We start from the raw sequence: 18,323 nt of genomic DNA, 5'->3' as shown, positions 1-18,323 counted from the left end.
CCGCGCGGGGCGCGGTCCGAGGCCGACGCGGGGACTTCGGAGGTCTCGGTGGTGCTCACAGCGGCCGATCCCTAGAGTCCGTGCAGCTCGTTGTAGGTCGCCACTGCCTTCTCCTGGGCGGCGGCGGAGTCGGACAGGCCGTCCCACACGTCGATGACCATCGCGTTGCCGGTCTCCCAGAAGTACTGGGGCACCTGCGGGATCAGCTCGGCATAGGCCGACTGCTCCACGATGCCGGCCACGTGCGGATCATCGGCGATCCCCTCGATCCCGGCCAGCAGCTCGGCGTCGACGGCCGGAATCTGGCCGGTGGCGCCGTAGACGGCGGCGGCACCGGCGTCGGAGGCGAGGAAGTTCGCGAAGACGCGGGCCGCGGCCGGGTACTGCGAGTATCCGGAGACGACGGCGACGTGCATGCCGGCGAAGGACCCGGCGGGCTCGCCGCCTTCGACGCTCGGCAGGGTGGTCACGCCGTACTCGAAGCCGTTGGCCTCGGCGCCTTCGTCGAAGGTCGCGAAGCTCCAGGGGCCGGTGATGACATAGGGTGTCTCGCCCTTGGCGAAGCCCTCCTCGATGGTCTCCCACGTGCTGTCGGCGCTGGGCACGTCGTAGATCTCACGCAGGCCGGCGTAGTAGTCGAGTGCGGCGGTCAGCGACGGGTCACCGAAGCCGGGGTCGTCCACGTCACCGTCCGGATAGACCTGCCAGCCGGCGGCGGAGAGGATCGGGTAGGCGCGGTAGATCTCGCTGGTGGACATGCGCAAGGTCCACCGGTTGGCGGCCGGGTCGTTGTACTCGGCGGCCAGGGCCCGGATCTCCTCCCAGGTGTCGGCCGGCCGGTCGGAGCCGGTCAGCTCCTCGAGAAGGGTGGTGTTGTAGATGAGCGCCAGCGACTCGGTGGTGACCGGGACGGCGTACATCTGATCCTCGACGGAGACCACGCTGGTGAAGGTGTCGCTCATCCGCTCGGCGAGCACGCCGGTGTATTCGCCCAGCGGAGCGGCGGTGCCGTCGTCGACGGCGCGGGCGACCTGGTCGTAGAAGCTCATGTAGACGTCCGCGCCGTTGCCGGCCTCGCCGGACAGGGACATCTTCTCGACCGCGTCGTTCTTGGCGACGAGCTCGTACTCGATCTCGATGTCCGGATACTGGTCCTCGAACTCGTCTTTGAACGCGGCGATGGCCGCCTCGGCGAGGTAGTCCTCCTCGAACCAGACCTTCAGCGGCACTGCGCCCGAGGCGATCTGTTCCTCGATGACGTACTGCTGGGACTCGGCGTCCCACTCCAGTTCGGAGGCCTGCTCCTCTTCGGCGGGCCCGCCGCAAGCGGCCAGCCCCAACGCGGCTGCCGCCACGACGGCGATAGCTCCTTTGCCTCGCATGCTCTGTCCTTGTCTCAGTTTGAGGGATGCCGTCGCTGAACTTCAGCGGCAGACTGTGAACGTTTACATCAAAGTAGCGACATGCGCCACTGAACGCAAGACGTGTTCGCACCTTAAGCGGCTTTGGCCCGCCACTTTTTCGATATAACGATGACAATTTCATCACGAAGGGCGAAATGAAATCGCTTTCCTCAGCATGAGCGCCAAAGTTGCGTGCACGTTCACAAGCCCGGGCTCGGCCGCAGAGCAGCGAGAGGCCCGGCCCGTCGTGGTCGGTCACGCGCGCGACGTGGGCCCATGGGCGCGGATCCCCTGCCAACTTACGGAGACACGATGACCATCGAGATCACCAACCCCGCCGACCTCCACGACCCCGTCGCTTTCGGCTACAGCCACGTCGCCCGCGCCTCCGGCGAGCTGGTCCTCATCGCCGGCCAGTACGACTCGGACGCGGAGGGCCACACCACGACCGACGATTTCCACGAGCAGGTCGAGCGCGCCTTCGCCAACCAGGCTGAGGGCCGCTTCGCGCTGGGCGCCAAAGCGGTTTCACCGAGCCTCATTCCGGGGCCGCCGCCAGACGACTGACGGCACCGCGGTGGCGTCATCTCCGGTCCCGGTGGCGCGAAATGGCGCTATGGCGCCACTTTCCGTCGGCCACTTGCCAAAACGAGTTTGCGGCCGATAACTTGTAGTCATCTTCTCGCGCCGAGGGAGAAGAGGTGGAACACTCTGGCGCAGCAGCGTACCGACCGTATTCACGGCAGTAACAGCGAGAATCGGATCGAAGCCGTCACCGGCGAAGGCACGAGCGACCAGACCAAAGACTACTCAGCAGGGATCAGCAAGCAACGCCTGCGACAACGACAACGACTTTCCGGACGACTGTTCGAGCTGGGCCGACCCGTAGGGCACCTTTGCAGTAACCGGTTCGCGGCGCGGCGGTTGCCTCCGCGCCGCGAGCATTGACCGAATCAAGACGAGAGGCTGGCAGTGGGTGACGACCGACAGGCGCCACTTTCCATACGAGAGCTCTCCTACCGGGTCCGCGAGCGCGCGCTGTTCGTGAACGCCGAACTTGAAGTGACGCGGGGGGAGTCTGTGGCGATCATGGGGCCGAGCGGATGCGGCAAGAGCACACTTCTCTCGATCGTGCTGGGACTGGTGCGTCCGGACAAAGGCCGGGTCGAATTGATGGGGCACGACGTCGTTCGGTCCCGCGGAGACCGACTCGCAACGTTGAGGGCAGAGCACCTCGGCATGGTCTTCCAGTTCGGAGAGCTCGTCCCCGAGCTCACTCCGTTGGAGAATGTGCTCCTCGCCGCGCAGCTATCCGGCCGAGCGGGTCCTGAGGCGCGGCGACGGGCCGAGGCGCTGCTGGAGGAGTACCGGATTCCGCCCGCCGCGATCACCGATGACCTCTCGGGAGGCGAGCGCCAGCGCGTGGCCGTCGCTCGCGCGCTGATGAACCGCCCTTCGCTGATACTGGCGGACGAACCGACTGGCTCACTCGACCGAGCGAACAAGGACCAGGTGGCGGACAGCCTCTTCGCGCTGCCGGAGCAGCACGGTTGCGCGATAGTGGTGGTCACACACGACCCCGCTGTGGCAAGGCGGGCACACCGATGCCTGGCGATCGAGGCGGGCACGCTCGTGCCCCTCGATGCGGCGGAGGAGCGGTGAAAGGCGTGCCCGAGCGGATCCGGGTGCTGTGGCGGATCGGACGGCGTATCGCTGCGGAGTCCGACGCTGCCGCACTGCGACGGGCGATGCTCGCGGTCGCGGTCGCTTGCCTGGTCCTGGGCAGCGTCGCGGCGACCGCCGTGCTGGTCCTCGACTCTGCGCGCGACAGGCGTGCGGACGGCTCCGGCCTGTTCTACGCGAACGAGGCGGCGGCGAGCGAGGAAGTGACTCTGATTTCGACTACCGCCGACTCGGTTGGCGAGAGCCGGCAGTACGGCGTGATCTACGTCGATCCGCTCGGATCCGAATCGCCGCTCCCTCCCGGGCTGCCGGAAGCGGGGTACACGACCGGGGACGTCTTCCTCTCCCCCGAACTCCGCCGCTGGGCTCCACATGTCGCCGAACGGTACGGGACCACGCTCAAGGGGACGATTTCTCCCGAGGGTTTGGCCGACCCGGGCGAGCTCCTGGTGATTGCGATAGCCGAGCTGGATGACCTATCGCGAGTCTCCTCGGTCGTCGGCGACGATTCGCCTGCATCCACGGGTTCGGAGGTCAGCTTGCATACACAGTTGGTCTCCCAGGACTTTGTCCCCACCTCGATTTCGGTGCTCTTGCTCGGCCTGGTCATCGTTCCGGCGATGCTGCTGCTGATCGTGGCGGCACGCGTCGGCGGTCAAGCGCGTGACCGGCGCTTGATGGTCTTGACTGTCTTGGGCGCCAGGCGGAAAGACCGCCGGTGGATCGTGCTGGCCGAGTCAGCGGGGCCACTGGCGTTGGGCGTCGCCCTGGCTTGCGTTCTGGTGCTGCCCTTCCTGTTGTGGGACCTCCGGTTGCCCTTTGTCGGTTATCTCGTCTCCTCGGACGACTTGCGCGGTGGACTGTGGATGCTGAGCCTCGCCGCAGCGGGAGCCGTCGTGCTGTCGCTCCTCATCGCCGCCGCCGGTGCCTACGCTGCCCAATCCCGTGAGCACCGAACGCGCCCGAAAGCCCGGCAATCCATCCGCGTGCCATGGCTGTGGACAGGACTTTTCGCGGTCGCCATCGTCGGAGCCGTAGTCCTGCCGAGCTCCTACCATGGCGGGCGGCAGTTCTACACGATGGTCTGGTTGACCACGTTCACCGTGATCATCACTGTGGCCCCGATGGTGACCGCACTGACCTATTGGATCGCCCGCCGGGCGGCACGGGCGGCGGATGGCCGTGACCGACCTGTTACAACGCTGATCGCACGTCGCGTCATGGCCGCTCCGAAACCGTTCGGCCGGCCTTTGGCCATTGTCACCATGGCGAACCTGCTGATCATCTTGATCGCCACCCTGCAGGGCCTCTTGGGGGAGGCCGGCTACAAGACCAAGCAGTGGCTCGAGACCAGCACTCGATCGATGGTCGTCGTACACGGCGCCGGGAACGCCGATATAGACAGTCAGGCACAGTGGCGCCAATCGCTTCCCGAGCGCCTCGAAGTGCTCGGCTACGGCATTACCGAGACCGAGACTCCGACCGAACCCATCTACACGCTGCAAATCTATGCCGACTGCGACCGGCCCGAGCCGCAAACGGAATGTGAGCGGGAGATGGGCCCCTCCGAGCTGGCTAACGTTCTGTCCGCTATTGGGAATGCCGATGTCATGCGCGCCCTTCAGGAGGAATCCGAAGTTCTCGAGGTCGAGACCGCTGTGCTACATCCGCTTGACGAGGTGGATCCCGCGCAAGCCAGAGTGACCTATCTGGTCTTCGATCCCGAGGAGGGCCGCGTCGACTCGGAGGCGGTGAAGAGCGCCGGATCGGTGCTCCCGGCAGGCGCGCAAGTGCTCTATCCACGAGAAGAGCAGGTTCTCGGCACGATTCCGAATATCGAGCAGTCCCGTTGGGTGACCGGCATCGGCGCCATCGGGGCCTCGATCCTGGGACTCGCCATGACGGTCGCCTTCTCCACAGTCTTCGGACGCGAAGCGCGCCGGCTCGCACCGCTGTCGATGTTGACCGGCGACCGGACGGTGTACCGGAAGCTGGCCATCGGATCGGTGGCACTTCCGATCATGCTCGCGATGAGCGCGGGGCTCGTCATCGGGCAGGTCGCGACCACCGCGATGCGGCGCTACATCGAATCGTCCGCCACGATTCCATGGACAACGTCGCTGATTCTTGTCAACATGGCCGCCGCCCTCATCGTGAGCGTGTGGGCCGCTAGCGCCGTCCTGCGGTACCGCGACCACTGGAAACCATCAAACAACTGAGGGAGCTCGCCAGCTACTCGCAAGGCGACCGAACCTGACGGCAGAGCTGTGCCGTCAGCAGACGAGCGCCAGGAATTGTGTTCGTCTGTAACCGGCCACTGCCGGTCACAGACGAACACATGGGCAGGTCTCGATGCCGACCAACGGTTCATGCTGCCCTACGACACCGAGTCGCCGCGAGCCGAATGACTCGCGGCGATCACATGCCGGCGAAGGCCTCACCGATGGGCTTCGGGCCTCGGCTCGGTCACGATCGCGGTGACAGGCGAGGCCGTCGACGTCACGGCCGAGGACGGTTCGGCTATTGAACGGTGCGGCACGTCACTGCCCATGCCCGACCGTCTCCAGACGCCCGTCGTGCGCGGCCGAAGTGGTGCTCGGTGGCTGGCTGCCGTCGCGCAGATGCTGATCGCGCAGCGCGGGCAGGATGGCTGCGATCGCCAGAACGGCCAAGACGACGCCCAGCACGATCGGCGCGCGCAGGCCGTAATCTGGGATGAGGGCGGAGCCGATGGCCGAGCCGAGGATGACGCCGAGGGTGATGAACGAGGCGTGCGCCGTGTTGACGAGTGGTCGGGTGCTGCCGGCGCGTTGGACGCGGACGGCCATCGCCGGGTTCATGGTGACGCCGACGAGCCCGATGCCGAGCATGAAGGCGAAGGCCAGCGGTGGAATGTCGGTGAAGGCGGCGAACCCGGTGAGGCATGCGACGTTCAGCAGTGTGCCGGTCAGGAGCGTCGAGACGGTGTGGCGGTCGGCGAGCCGGCCGACCACGGTGTTGCCCACGACGGTGGCGGCTCCGTAGGCGAGCAGCAGCAACGGGACGGTGCCCTCGTCGAATCCGCTGACTCCGGTCAGGATGGAGGCGGAGAAGCTGAATACCGAGAAGGTGGCGCCGATGATGAGGGTGCTGGAGACGAGTGCGAGCAGCAGCTGGGGGCGGCGGAACACCTTGAATTCGGCGGCGAGGGTGGAGCCGACGTCGGGTTCTTCGGCGACCGGCTGAGCGGGGTTGCGTACGAGCGCGGCGGTGAGGGCGGCGGCGAGCGCGGTGAGGACGGCGATGGTCCAGAAGGCGGCCTGCCAGCCGAGACGGCCGCCGACGTATGTCGCCAGCGGCAGGCCGAGGAGGGTGCCGAGCATGAGTCCGTTCAGGACCACGCCGACGGCCCGCCCGCGCACCCGTTCGTGGACGAGTTGCGAGCACAGTGAGATCGCGATGCCGAAGAACGCCTGTGAGGCCACGCCGCTCACCACGCGGGCGGCGACCATCGTGGAATACGAAGTGGCGAGCGCGGCCAGCAGGTTGCCGACGAGGAAGATCGCGAAGACGGTCATCAACGCCGTCTTGGGCCGTACGCGGAGGAGCGCCAGCGCCAGGACAGGGCCGCCGACGGTCATGGAGACGGCGAAGACGGTCACGAGGTAGCCGATCTGCTGGATCCCGGTGTCCAGGCCCTCGGCGAGCTGGGGCATGAGCCCCGCGACGGCGAACTCGCTGGTCACCATGGCGAAGACGCCGGCTCCCAGGACGTAGACGGCCGCCGGCACCGCGCGAGCGGGGCGGGTCGATGTCGTTGCGGTCAAAGTCGACTCCTGTCAATCATTTTGTAATGTTCATTTCAAAACTTGAGCGCGCGACGCCCGTGGCCGGTCGCGCGGCAGGGAATTTGGTCGAGCATGATTTGGAACGCTCAGTGCATAATGGCGCGGGTCGAGGACGGTTCATCGCCGATGGGACACGTCTATGGGTCCAAGGCCCGCAGTGTCGTCGCGACGATGTCGTCCAGCAGGTCCGACGCCGTGCCGCCCTGCGAGGTGATGCGCAGGCCCGCTATGGCCGCGTTGACGAACGCGGCGAGGCCCTCGGCGCTCACCTGGTCGGTGATCTCGCCTGCGGCCTGTCCGACGCGCAGCACATCGGACAGTAGGTGCAGGCGTGCCGTGGTGTCTTCATCGACGCGCCGCATGCTCTCGACGTACTCCGGGTCGTCGGCCAGCTCGGCGACGGTGTTCACGGCCAGGCAGCCTCGCGGATCGCCGGCGGCGACGCGCTCGGTCTCCTCCGAGGCGATCAGCCGCAGCAGGGCCGCGATCCGGTCCCGCACCGGACGAGCGGTGTCGCTCAATATGGCTTCACCGCGCTCGCGCGTCTGGTCCAGGTAGGAGTTGAGGCACTCGGCGAACAGTGCGTCCTTGCTGCCGAAGCTGTTGTACAGGCTGCTGCGCCCCAGGCCTGTCGCCCGGCACAGGTCCTCGGCGCTGGTGGCGTGCAGTCCGTGGCGCAGGAACGTCCTCGTCGCCGACTCGATGACGCGATCTCGCTGGAAGCTCAGTGGTCTGGCCATGGGCGTACCGTACCAGATTCTGTAACGCAATGTCCATAACCGCTCGCGGCAGGGGATCGACTCGGTCATCGGTTCGGTCCGGGGTCGGCTTCGAGGTAGTCGAACCCACCGCAAAACATGATCGCCTGTGACCAGCTACCGCCCGGCCATGGGCAATCTCAAGCGGTCACATGGGCCCCATGAGAGGGCCGGTGGTGTGGACTCCATGGCGATCGAACCCGCCACCGGCGTCGTTTGGATAACCGACGACCGCCATGAAGCGTGATCGCCTGTGACCGGCAACCGGCCACAGGCGATCAACAACGGTCACATGGCCCCCATGAGGGGGCCGGTGGTGTGGAGCTGCAGGGAATCGAACCCTGGTCCTCCGCTGCCTTTGTGAGGCTTCTCCGGGTGCAGTCCGCTGTGCCTTTTCTCGAGCCCCACCGATCTCGCGGACAAGTCGGTGAGACGGGCTCCAGCCGCCGAAAGTGTCGTGCGACGACCCAGCGACCAAGTCGTCGACCTAGCGTCCTAGATGATGCCGCGAATCCGGAGCGGACGCGCCTCCGGTGCGACAGAGTACGCTATCGCTTAAGCAGCGAGGGCGTACTCAGAAGTGCTTTTTGCGTTGGCACTTGTTGTTTTCCAACGTTGGTTTACGAGACAGCGTTGGCTTCCTCGACCCGCTTCCCTCACATCAACACACGGAGTCGAAACCGATCAGCCCCTGGTTGAGGTGAGATACCCCTGTTGAGTTGTGCTCAGCGATTCTAGCGCAGTCCGGCTCCGGAGAGCCACCGCATTACCGCGGGGCATCTCCCCGCACTGCGTCTCAACGAAGCCTACCTCGCGGATATTCCCCGCTGCCGCTAACCGCCGCGCTTGGCGGCGCGGCCGATGGCCCGCTCGATCTCCCGGTCGGCCTCACGCTTGGCGATGGCCTGCCGCTTGTCGTACGTCTTGCGGCCTCTGGCCAGTCCCAGCTCCATCTTCGCCCAGCCGTTCTGGAAGTACACCGACAGCGGCACCAGCGTCAGGCCGGCCTCGTCGAGCTTCGGCTCCAGCTTGGCGATCTCGCCGCGGTGCAGCAAGAGCTTGCGGATGCGGCGCGGCGGGTGGTTCGTCCACGTCCCGTAGTCGTACTCGGGGATGTGGAAGTTATGGACGCGCGCCTCGCCGTTGCGGACCTCGGCGTAGGCGTCGACGATGTTGCCGCGCCCTTGGCGCAGCGCCTTGACCTCGGTCCCCGACAGGACCATCCCGGCCTCGTAGGTGTCCAGGATGTCGTAGTCGTGACGGGCCTTGCGGTTCGTGGTCACGACGGTGCGCTCGGGGCCGGAGTGCTTGGGCTTCGGCTGCTTCTTCTTGGACACGGGCCAAGCTTAACGATCGAACAGGCGTATGTCGAAAGGAATTGCCGTCACCTGCACAGACAGGACGGGAGGTACCCGAGCGGGTCGACGCGCTCGCCGCCCACGCGGACCTCGAAATGGAGGTGTGCTCCGGTGGACGCCCCGGTGGAGCCGACCGCGCCGATCTTCTCGTTGCGGGAGACGTGCTCGCCGTTGTTCACCCAGATGCTCGACTGGTGGGCGTAGCAGGTGGTCAGGCCGTCGCCGTGGCTGATGCAGGTGAGCATCCCGTACCCGCCGTTCCAGCCGGAGTACACGACGGTGCCGGAGGCGGCGGCGTAGATCGCCGCGCCGTGCCCTGCCGCGAAGTCGGTGCCGCCGTGGAATCGGGAGGTGCCGTAGATCGGGTGCGTGCGCCACCCGAAGTCCGAGGACTTCCAGCCGTTCACCGGCTGGGCGAAGCCCGAGCCCGAGCCGCCGGACGAGGAGCCGCCGCCGTCGCTGGAGCCGTTCGAGTCGTCGGCCGCCCGCAGCTCGTCGGCGAGCCGCTCCGATTCGGCCTCGAGCCGCTCGTACTCGGCCGCTGCCTCGTCCTCGGCGGCCTCGGCGACTTCGAGCGCGCTCGCGCGATCGGCCACGAGCTGCTCGACCTCCTCCTTCGCCGCTTCGGCCTCGGTGTAACGCGCCTCGGCGGCGGCCAGCGCCTCCTGGGCGGCGGCCTCGGCTTCGGCGGCCTCGGTCTCGGCGAGCGAGGCCGCGCCCTCGGCGTTGGACGCGATGCGGCGTTTGAGGGTGACGTCCTCGACCGCGACGTTCTTGCCGTCGATCATGAACTCGAGGTAGGAGAGCCGGTCGATGGCCTGGGAGGTGTCGTCGGCGGCGAGGATCGCGTCGACGGTGAGCAGCTCGACGCCCCGGTACGTGGCGGTGAACATGTCGGCGCGCGCTTCCTGGGCCTCTTCGACGGCCGCTGCGGCGGCCTCGAATTCGGCCTCGGCCGCTTCCAGGGCCTCGCGGGCCTCGTCCGCTTCCCGCTCGGCCTCGGTGGCGACGGCTTCGGCGGCCGCGACCCGTCCTTCGGCCTCGGCGACGGCCCGCTCGGCGCCGGGCAGTTGGGCCTCGGTCTCGGCGAGCGTCTGGCCGGCCTCGACGACCTCTTCCGAGGCGCCTTCGAGTTCGGCGGCGATGCGGGCCTTCTCCCGCTCGATGGCGTCGAGGTCGGCCTGCGAGGGGGTGCCGGAGACAGGGCTGCTCGCGACCGCTCCGAGGAGCAGGGCCGCGAGCAGCAAACCAATCCGTCTCATGTGACCCGAAGCTAGTCCATGAGTGACTGTGGCTCGGGTCTTTGGGACTTACTACACCTTTCGGGTGACACCTAGACCTTGATGTTGAACCGCAGGGTGATCCAGGCGGTGATGGCGCTGATGACGGCCGAGATCGCGGCGAGGATCGGCAGCAGCATGAGCACCGAGTTCCATTCGATCGGCGGCATCAGGCTGAACAGGTTCGAGAATTGGCCGTCGATGACGAAGACCTTCGCCGCGCACAGGGTGCCGAAGGCGAACAGGGCGCCGATGATGCCGGCGAAGACCGCCTCCATGACGAACGGCGCCTGCACGAACCAGTTCGGCGCGCCCACCAGCTTCATGATCGCGACCTCGCGGCGCCGCGAGTAGGCGGCGACCTGGATGGTGTTCGCGACGAGCATCAGGGCGGCGATGCCCTGGACGAGCGCGACGATGAGCGTCAGGCGCTGCGCGCCGCCCAGGATGTCGAAGACCTGCTGGAGGATCTCCTTCTGGTTGGTGGCCTGGTAGACGCCCTCGCGGTCGACGAACTGGGCGATGAGCTCGTCGGCGTCGTCGATGTTGTTCATCTTGATGCGGAAGGCGGCCGGGAGGACCTCGGCGTCGACCGAGGCGACCAGCTCCTCGGATTCCTCGAAGGTCTCCTGGAACCGTTCCCAGGCCTCCTCCTTGGACTCGAATTCGACCTCGGCGACCAGCTCGTTGGAGCGCAGGTCCGACTCGATCTGGTCGGTGACCTCCTGGTCGACGTCCCGGTCGAGATAGATGACCACCTCGAGGTTCGTCTGGTAGTACTCCTCGATCACATCGACCTGGTTGTACAGCAGCAGGCCGGCGCCGAGCATGGTCAGTGACACCGCCATGGTGATGATCATGGCGACGGTCATGGAGATGTTGCGCCAAAGTCCGAGGAACACCTCGGACATCACGTACTTCGCGCGCATGTGCTCTGTCTCTGCCTTCCGCTTAGCCGTAGACGCCGCGAGCCTGGTCGCGGACGATCTGGCCGTTCTCGATCTCGATGACGCGACGGCGCATTTGGTTCACGATGTTGGAGTCGTGGGTGACCATGACGATGGTGGTGCCGGTCCGGCTGATGCGGTCGAGGAGCCGCATGATCTCGATCGAGGTGTCGGGGTCGAGGTTACCGGTGGGCTCGTCGGCCAGCAGCAGCAGCGGGCGGTTGACGAACGCCCTGGCCACGGCGACGCGCTGCTGCTCGCCGCCTGACAGTTCGTGGGGGTATCGGTGCTCCTTGCCGCCGAGGCCGACGAGTTCGAGGACCTCGGGCACGACCCGGCGTGCGACCGACCGGGGCTTGCCGATGACCTCGAGCGCGAACGCGACGTTCTCGGCCGCGGTCCGGTTGGGCAGGAGCCGGAAGTCCTGGAAGACGCAGCCGATGCTGCGCCGGTAGGCCGGCACCTTCCACCTGCGCAGCTTCGTCACGTCCATGTCGCCGACGGAGATCTTCCCCTTGTCGGGGACTTCTTCGCGCAGCAGGAGCTTGATGATCGTGGACTTCCCCGCGCCGGTCGGGCCGATGAAGAAGACGAACTCTCCTTTGTCGATGAAGACGTTGACGTCCTCGACTGACGGACGGTTCGACCGGGGGTAGTGCTTGGTTACGCCCTCGAGCTGAATCACGAGCCGGAGTCTAGCCGCCAAAGCCCCGCCCCGGTCGGGCGGCTCCAGTACATGCGTGGCATACCGTGGCACTTACAGCCCATATGTCCCGTCCGTGCGGGAGTAACGACTCGATTTCGCCCGAACGGGTGAAGCGACTATGGTCACGCGGCCTACTATGTGCCGCTATTCGCCATAATCCGCCGCACGCTCGACCCGCTCCCCCGCGTCGCGGCCGGCGGGCCGCGGCGCCGGGGACCCTAGGCGGATTTCTCGCCGCTCTTGCGCCAGCGGATCCCCGCCTGCAGGAAGTCGTCGATGTTGCCGTCGTAGACGCCCCGCACGTCGGAGGTCTCGAAGCCGGTGCGCAGGTCCTTGACCATCTGGTAGGGGTGTTCGACGTAGGAGCGCATCTGGTCGCCCCACGAGGCGGTGACCGAGCCGCGCAGCTCGTCGACCTTGGCCCGCTCCTCCTCACGCTTGAGGACGAGGAGCTTGGCCTTGAGCAGGGCCATGGCGGTGGCCTTGTTCTGCAGCTGCGAACGCTCGTTCTGGCAGGCGACGACCAGGCCGGTCGGAATGTGGGTCAGGCGCACGGCGGAGTCGGTGGTGTTGACCCCCTGGCCGCCGGGCCCGGAGGAGCGGTAGACGTCGACGCGGATCTCGTCGTCGGGGATGTCGATCTTGTCGGTCTGCTCCAGCGCGGGGACGACCTCGACGGCGGCGAAGCCGGTCTGGCGGCGGCCCTGGTTGTCGTATTTGCTGATGCGCACGACACGGTGCGTGCCCTGCTCGACCGAGAGGGTGCCGTAGGTATAAGGCCCCTTGACGGCGAACGTGGCCGAGCGGATGCCGGCCTCCTCGGCGTAGGAGATGTCGTAGACCTCGGTGGCGAAGTCCTGGGCCTCGGCCCAGCGCAGGTACATGCGCATGAGCTGCTCGGCGAAGTCGCAGGCGTCGGCGCCGCCGGCGCCCGAGCGCACCGAGACGACCGCGTTGCGCTCGTCGTACTCGCCCGAGAGCAGCGTGCGCACCTCGAGTTCGTCGATGGACTTGCGGATGGAGCCCAGCTCGGCGAGGGCCTCGGCCTTGGCGCCGGCGTCGTCCTCGGAGCCGGCGAGCTCGAACAGGACTTCGACGTCGTCCATGCGCTCGTGCAGGTCGGCGAGCTTCTTCAGCTCGGTCTGGACGTAGGACAGTCGGGAGGTGATCTTCTGGGCGTGCTCGGCGTCGTCCCACAGCCCCGGGTCGGCGGCGGCGGCCTCGAGCTCGTCCTTCTCGCGTCGCAACGCGGGAAGGTCGAGCACGGCCTCGACGCTTTCGAGGGTCGCCTTCAATTCACGCAGATCGGCGGATACATCGACACTGGTCACAACTGATCAGGGTACGCCTGTATGCCCGCTCATACGAAACGGGACGCTGGACCGAATGCGGTCCGCGTCCCGTTCCGTGCTTGAAGTGCTGAGCCGTTGTTCGCGCGCTGCCTAGTGCTTGAAGCTAGGAGGCGCGCTTCTTGAGCCAATTGAGCGCGGCCCGGTGGTAGCCGATCGCGAAGTCCATCGCGGCGGCGGCACCCGGGTCCTCGGACGAGTAGTCCTTGGCCGCCGCTCGCGCCTCAGACAGCGCCTCCTGGTGCTGCTCGGTGGCATCGGCGAGCATGTCGTTCAGCGTGTCGGCGGACATGTAGTCGGTGAAGGCCGTGCGCAGCGCGACGGGGTCGCGCAGCTGGCCGATGCGGGCCGGCTCGTTGAGCCAGCGAGTGAAGGCGCGCTTGCCGTTGGCACTGATCGTGTACGGCACCGAAGCGCGCGGGCCCGGCTTGCCGACGCGGACCAGGCCCGCCTCGGCCAAGGCCGGGAGTTCGCGATAGACCTGTGAGCGCGTCATGGTCCAGTACGGACCGAGACGACGGGTCGCCTCTGCCATGAGTTGCCCGCCGGTCATTGGACCTTCGTGTAGCAAGCCCAGCAATGCTGCTGAGGTCGCGTTCAGTTCTTTTCCTGCCATGCCCGACAGGATGCCATGTGGATACGATTCTGACAAGTGGACGGCTCCAATGTGTCGATTGACCGCCACGAATACGTAGTTGTGGACTGTGCATCGAACTCGTTGCCGGGCTTATGGTCCGGTCGGAAGCTTCCAGCTCGGTGCAACGTGTGTTTGGAGAATCTCAATGTTGTGATCCCGATCGCCTCACGATTCGGCAAACACAGTGTCGCGCTCTAGTTACGCAACATTATCGACGGTCGACGTCTCATTCAGTTGCCCGGCATTTGCGAACCGATGATGTCCGATCCGGGGAACTCATCGACAGGAGTGCCCTCATTGGATTCTTCATTGCCGTCGCCGGCGCCCTCTGAATCGGACAAATCATCCGTTTCAGTAGCGGCACCGTCGCTATCCGTCTCCGGCCCTTGGGGACCGGGCGAGACCGTGTCGTCCTCGGAGGGATCCTCGGCGGGTCCCTCGGAGACCGGCTCCGTGGGCGTGTCGGACGCCTCGGGACTCTCGCTCGGAGCGGTCGACTCGGCCGTGGGCGACGGGTCGGCCACGTCGGCGCCGTCGCCGCCGACCCCGGGGAGAGCGAAAAGGACGAATGCCGCGACCGCCGCCAGACCGACCGCGCCGGCGCCCGCCAGCGCGAGAGCGCGGCGCTTCGGACGTCGGGCGCCCTCGCGCACCTCCTCGGCCGCGAGATCGGAGGCGGGCGGCGTCAGCGGCGAGTAGGCGATCGGGTTTCCGGCGCCCCGGTCGCGCAGCTCCGGCTCGATCGGCGCGGTCGCCTGATCGGACAGGCCCGGGGCGAGGCGCCGCAGTTCCGCGGCGATCCTGGTGAGGTCGCCGCGGTCGGCCGGATCGAGCGAGAGGAGCGTCTCGACGATCGCCCACAGCTCGCCGTCCACGGCGCCCGGCTTGACGGGGATCTTGGCGCGGTGGCGGTCGAGCACGTCGGGGATCGAACCGCCGCGGTAGGCGCTGTGGCCGGTGAGCGCCTCGTACAAGACCAGTCCGAGCGCGTAGTTGTCGACGCCGGTGCGAGCGGGCTCGCCGGCGGCGACCTCGGGGGCGGTGTACTCGGGAGTGCCGTGGGACGGCGTGGCCTCGGCACCGGCGGCGCGGGCGATACCGAAGTCGATGAACTTGACGCCCTCGGCGCCGTCGAGCATGAGGTTTCCGGGCTTGACGTCGCCGTGGAGGTAGCCGGCGCGGTGGACCGCGGCGAGGGTCTCGGCGGCGACGGCGCAGCGGCGGGCCGCCTCAGCTGCCGGGAGGGGGCCGTGGCGTCGCAGGTGCTCACGCAGGTCGGACCCCTCGGCGAGCTCGAGGACGATCGCCAGGACCGCGTCGGTGACGATGAAGTCGCGCACGCCGATGACGCCGGGGTGCTCGATGGCGTTGAGGATCTCCGCCTCGGCGAAGAAGCTCTCGACGATCTCGGGCTCCGAGCGCAGCTCCTCGCGGAGGACCTTCACGGCGACCGGTTCGCCGGTGACCTGGTCGTACCCGCGCCATACGACGCCGACCGCGCCACGGGCGATCTCGGTCTGGAGGACGAAGCGATCTGCCAGGACGGTGGTCATGGCGGCTCCTCGGGTTGGTGCGGGCCTTGGCCATTCCACTGTAAATCCAGTCTTCACCCAGGTCAGGGGCCGAATGGAAGGGTGGCACGATCAGGGGATACAAGGCGCTGAGCGCGGCGCGCGGGGCCGCCTTCCTGGGGGTCTGCGCCGCTCGCGCGGCTCGGCGGCGCTCGACGGTGGCCTCTCGTGTCGGGCCAACCACTACACTTGCGCCCATGTCCCTCGAACGGCCATGCTTCATACAGAATGCCGAATCCCGGTGCGAGCTCAGTGGTGATCGCCTGTGACCGAACTACGTTGGCGCTATGGCGCCGCCACCGACGTGGGCAAAGTCCGCGACCTCAACGAGGACTCCCACCTCGCGTCGCGGCGCCTGCTCGCGGTCGCCGACGGCGTCGGCGGGGCCGCGGCGGGGGAAGTGGCGAGCGGCGTGACCATCGCCGAGGTGACGCGACTGGCCCGACGGTCGCCGGTTGAGGCCGAGGCCGAACTGGGCGAGGTCGTCGACGCGGCCCGCGACCGGATCCGCGCGGCGGTGGCCGAGAACCCCGAGTCGGAGGGCATGGCGACGACGCTGACGGCCCTGTGGCTCGGCGACGGCTCCGTCGACATCGTCCATATCGGGGACTCCCGGGCGTACCAGTTGCGCGGCGAGGACTTCGTGCAGGTGACGGTCGACGACTCCTACGTCCAGCATCTGGTCGACGAGGGTGCGATCACTCCCGCGGAGGCGCAAGACCATCCGTACAAGTCCGTGGTGACGCGCGTGCTCCAGGCCAATCCCGCGCCGGCGCACTTCGAGACCCGCCCGGCGGCGCTCGGCGACCGGTACATGCTCTGCTCGGACGGGTTGAGCGACGTGGTCGACGACGCGGCCATCGAGGAGACGCTGCGCGACTTCGCCGATCCGCAGGCGGCCGCCGACGAGCTGGTGCGGCTGGCGCTGGAAGGCGGCGGTCCCGACAACGTGACGGTCGTGGTCGGCGATGTCTCCGAGCACAAGCGGTTCAGGCGCTGGCCGTGGATCGTGGCGGCGATCGCGGTGGTGCTGGTGGTGGCGGCGATCGCGCTGGGCTTGGCGCTGCGAGGCTAGAGCCGCTCTCGCCGCCTCATTCGATCCGCAGGCCGGTGAACGCGCCGCAGACCCGAGCGGTGTAGTCGAAGAACCCGGCGTCGTCGACGGTCACGTTCTTCAGGTGGCCGTGCAGCTCGTAGGAGACGATGCCGACCAGCCGGTTCCAGGCCAGGATGATCCGCGCGGTCTCCTCGGCGGTGAACTGCGCGCCCGGCAGGACCGAGGTCATATCGGCCTCGATGAGCGCGGGGTCGCACGCGGGCGCGGAAGGCGGTCGCAGCTCCCCTGCCGCTTTCGCGTCGGCGACCACGCGCGCCAGCGCGAGCGGCATCCGCCCGGCCGCGACGGCGGTCTCCTGCGGTGCCGCGTACCCGGGCACCGGCGTACCGAACAGCAGCGCGAACTCGTGGCGATTCGCCAACGCCCACGCGCGCACGCCCCTCCAGACCGCCAGCCACCGCTCCCCCGGCTCGGCCGCCGGGTCGTCGGCGCTTTCTGCGGCGTGCCCGATGTCGTTGTAGGCCTCCAGGATCAGGGAGGTCAGGAGTTCGTCGCGGCTCTTGAAGTACCGGTAGATCGCCGAGGACGCCATCTCGAGCTCGCGGGCGACGGCGCGGAGCGACAGCGCCGAGGGCCCGACTTCGGCGAGCTGGCGCCGCGCGGCGGCGAGGATCTCGCGGGTGAGCTCGGCGCGGGCGCGTTCTCTGGCGGTTCTCGGAGCGTTCATGAGATCAGTGTACAGATAACAGAGCACTGCTCTTGCGCTTGCTCGACAAACATGAGACTATCGATCTGAAACCAGAGCGCCGCTCTCAAGTGCAACACCCCGGGAACGGCCCGACTCCAGGAGAGCAACCATGAACACCCACCCGACCCGCATCCGCCTCGGCGCCCTCGGCATGGCCGTCGCCGGCATCCTGTTCGTCCTCTACGAAGCGGTCGCCCCCAGGACCGACCAGACCACCCTGGAAGGCGCCGAGTCCTGGGCGTCCGCCGGCTGGGCCTTCTCGCACATCGCCGCGATCGTCGGCCTCATCCTCATCCCCATGACCTGGGGAGCCCTGCGCATGCACCTCGACGGCATCGGCGCCGCGAAGCCCGAAAGGACGGCCTTCCTCGCGGGCGCCCTCGGTGTCATCGGCTCGGGCCTGACCATCTCGTACTACGGCGCCGAGGTCTACGGTCTCAAAGCGATCGGCGCGCGGGCCGTCGCCGACGGCGATGCCTCGCTGACCGAGGTCGGCGAGGCCTTCCGGATGGACCCGACGGCCGCGACGGTCTTCGTCATAGGCCTCGGACTCATCGCGGTCGCCGCGGTCCTGGCCGCTGTCGCGGTGTGGCGCTCGGGCACGATGCACCGCTGGAGCGCTGTCCCCATGGCGGTCGCCATGGTGCTCTACCTGCCGCAGTTCTTCGTTCCTCAGCCCGCCCGGATCGCCTGGGGCGCACTGGTCGCCGTCAGCGCACTGTGGATCGCCGTTGAGCTGTGGCGGGCCGCGGCCAAGCAGCCGACCGGGAAGCCCTGAACGCATAGGCGGCTCCGGCTTCCGCGTTTTGGTGGTGGGCAGGGGTCGGCCGGCTAGCCCCCGAAGCCTGGTCCTGCCCACCGGTTCCTGCATCGGCGCTTGCGGCCGGGCCCTCGGGCCCTGCGGGCCCGGCCGCTCGCGCTTACTCCCGGGAGTCTGGCGGAGGTGCCGCAGCGCGGGACGCTATCCCGCGCTGCGAACTTTCGGCGATCCGCGGTCTG

Annotated in this window: 16 protein-coding genes and 1 other RNA gene; 5 read left to right on the top strand and 12 right to left on the bottom strand. The window is 67.7% G+C overall.

Annotation, left to right across the window (positions count from 1 at the left end; translation table 11 throughout):
* Window positions 1–71 precede the first annotated feature (71 nt).
* Entirely contained in the window at window positions 72–1,382 is a 1,311-nt protein-coding gene (locus ACYVK3_RS08985) for a type 2 periplasmic-binding domain-containing protein (RefSeq protein WP_460496925.1), read from the bottom strand.
* 333 nt (window positions 1,383–1,715) lie between these two features.
* Here ACYVK3_RS08985 and ACYVK3_RS08980 point away from each other — a divergent pair, with 333 nt between their 5' ends.
* The 3 genes from ACYVK3_RS08980 (at window position 1,716) to ACYVK3_RS08970 (ending at window position 5,305) form a co-directional block, all read left to right on the top strand.
* The gene (locus tag ACYVK3_RS08980) at window positions 1,716–1,970 is read left to right on the top strand and encodes a hypothetical protein (RefSeq protein ID WP_460496924.1); all 255 of its coding nucleotides are present in this window, start codon (window positions 1,716–1,718) and stop codon (window positions 1,968–1,970) included.
* Between the two features lie 405 nt (window positions 1,971–2,375).
* Window positions 2,376–3,065: an ABC transporter ATP-binding protein gene (locus ACYVK3_RS08975; RefSeq protein WP_460496923.1), complete on the top strand. Its 690-nt coding sequence runs from the start codon at window positions 2,376–2,378 to the stop codon at window positions 3,063–3,065.
* 5 nt (window positions 3,066–3,070) lie between these two features.
* The gene (locus tag ACYVK3_RS08970; protein ID WP_460496922.1) at window positions 3,071–5,305 is read left to right on the top strand and encodes a hypothetical protein; all 2,235 of its coding nucleotides are present in this window, start codon (window positions 3,071–3,073) and stop codon (window positions 5,303–5,305) included.
* Between the two features lie 321 nt (window positions 5,306–5,626).
* Here the strand turns inward: ACYVK3_RS08970 and ACYVK3_RS08965 are convergent, their stop codons facing one another.
* From ACYVK3_RS08965 to ACYVK3_RS08920, 10 genes are all read right to left on the bottom strand, one after another.
* Window positions 5,627–6,856, bottom strand: coding sequence for an MFS transporter (locus ACYVK3_RS08965; RefSeq protein ID WP_460496996.1), 1,230 nt, complete (start codon window positions 6,854–6,856; stop codon window positions 5,627–5,629).
* Window positions 6,857–7,050: 194 nt separating this feature from the next.
* Window positions 7,051–7,653, bottom strand: a complete 603-nt coding sequence (locus ACYVK3_RS08960; protein WP_460496921.1) for a TetR/AcrR family transcriptional regulator — start codon at window positions 7,651–7,653, stop codon at window positions 7,051–7,053.
* A 334-nt stretch (window positions 7,654–7,987) separates the two neighbouring features.
* Window positions 7,988–8,363: a transfer-messenger RNA gene (ssrA, locus tag ACYVK3_RS08955) on the bottom strand.
* A gap of 141 nt (window positions 8,364–8,504) precedes the next feature.
* Entirely contained in the window at window positions 8,505–9,008 is a 504-nt protein-coding gene (gene smpB, locus ACYVK3_RS08950) for an SsrA-binding protein (protein ID WP_460496920.1), read from the bottom strand.
* A 47-nt stretch (window positions 9,009–9,055) separates the two neighbouring features.
* Window positions 9,056–10,291, bottom strand: a complete 1,236-nt coding sequence (locus ACYVK3_RS08945) for a peptidoglycan DD-metalloendopeptidase family protein (protein ID WP_460496919.1) — start codon at window positions 10,289–10,291, stop codon at window positions 9,056–9,058.
* A 71-nt stretch (window positions 10,292–10,362) separates the two neighbouring features.
* The gene (ftsX, locus tag ACYVK3_RS08940; protein WP_460496918.1) at window positions 10,363–11,238 is read right to left on the bottom strand and encodes a permease-like cell division protein FtsX; all 876 of its coding nucleotides are present in this window, start codon (window positions 11,236–11,238) and stop codon (window positions 10,363–10,365) included.
* A gap of 22 nt (window positions 11,239–11,260) precedes the next feature.
* Entirely contained in the window at window positions 11,261–11,941 is a 681-nt protein-coding gene (gene ftsE / locus ACYVK3_RS08935; RefSeq protein WP_026928872.1) for a cell division ATP-binding protein FtsE, read from the bottom strand.
* A gap of 239 nt (window positions 11,942–12,180) precedes the next feature.
* On the bottom strand, window positions 12,181–13,293 hold the full coding sequence (gene prfB, locus ACYVK3_RS08930; protein ID WP_460496917.1) for a PCRF domain-containing protein: 1,113 nt from the start codon (window positions 13,291–13,293) through the stop codon (window positions 12,181–12,183).
* Window positions 13,294–13,417: 124 nt separating this feature from the next.
* Entirely contained in the window at window positions 13,418–13,927 is a 510-nt protein-coding gene (locus ACYVK3_RS08925) for a PadR family transcriptional regulator (protein WP_460496916.1), read from the bottom strand.
* 251 nt (window positions 13,928–14,178) lie between these two features.
* A complete protein-coding gene (locus ACYVK3_RS08920; protein ID WP_460496915.1) occupies window positions 14,179–15,501 on the bottom strand; it encodes a serine/threonine-protein kinase in 1,323 nt (440 codons plus the stop codon).
* A gap of 283 nt (window positions 15,502–15,784) precedes the next feature.
* On the opposite strand from ACYVK3_RS08920, the gene ACYVK3_RS08915 reads away from it, so the two are divergent.
* On the top strand, window positions 15,785–16,594 hold the full coding sequence (locus ACYVK3_RS08915) for a PP2C family protein-serine/threonine phosphatase (RefSeq protein ID WP_460496914.1): 810 nt from the start codon (window positions 15,785–15,787) through the stop codon (window positions 16,592–16,594).
* 16 nt (window positions 16,595–16,610) lie between these two features.
* Here ACYVK3_RS08915 and ACYVK3_RS08910 read toward each other — a convergent pair whose 3' ends face one another.
* Entirely contained in the window at window positions 16,611–17,303 is a 693-nt protein-coding gene (locus ACYVK3_RS08910) for a TetR/AcrR family transcriptional regulator (RefSeq protein WP_460496913.1), read from the bottom strand.
* 130 nt (window positions 17,304–17,433) lie between these two features.
* Between ACYVK3_RS08910 and ACYVK3_RS08905 the strand changes: the two genes are divergently transcribed.
* Window positions 17,434–18,102, top strand: coding sequence for a hypothetical protein (locus ACYVK3_RS08905; RefSeq protein WP_460496912.1), 669 nt, complete (start codon window positions 17,434–17,436; stop codon window positions 18,100–18,102).
* The last annotated feature ends 221 nt before the right edge of the window (window positions 18,103–18,323 follow it).

This window comes from Glycomyces tarimensis (assembly GCF_054776215.1).
The sequence above is the reverse complement of the archived record's forward strand: the minus strand, read 5'-3'. Positions and strand labels throughout refer to the sequence as shown.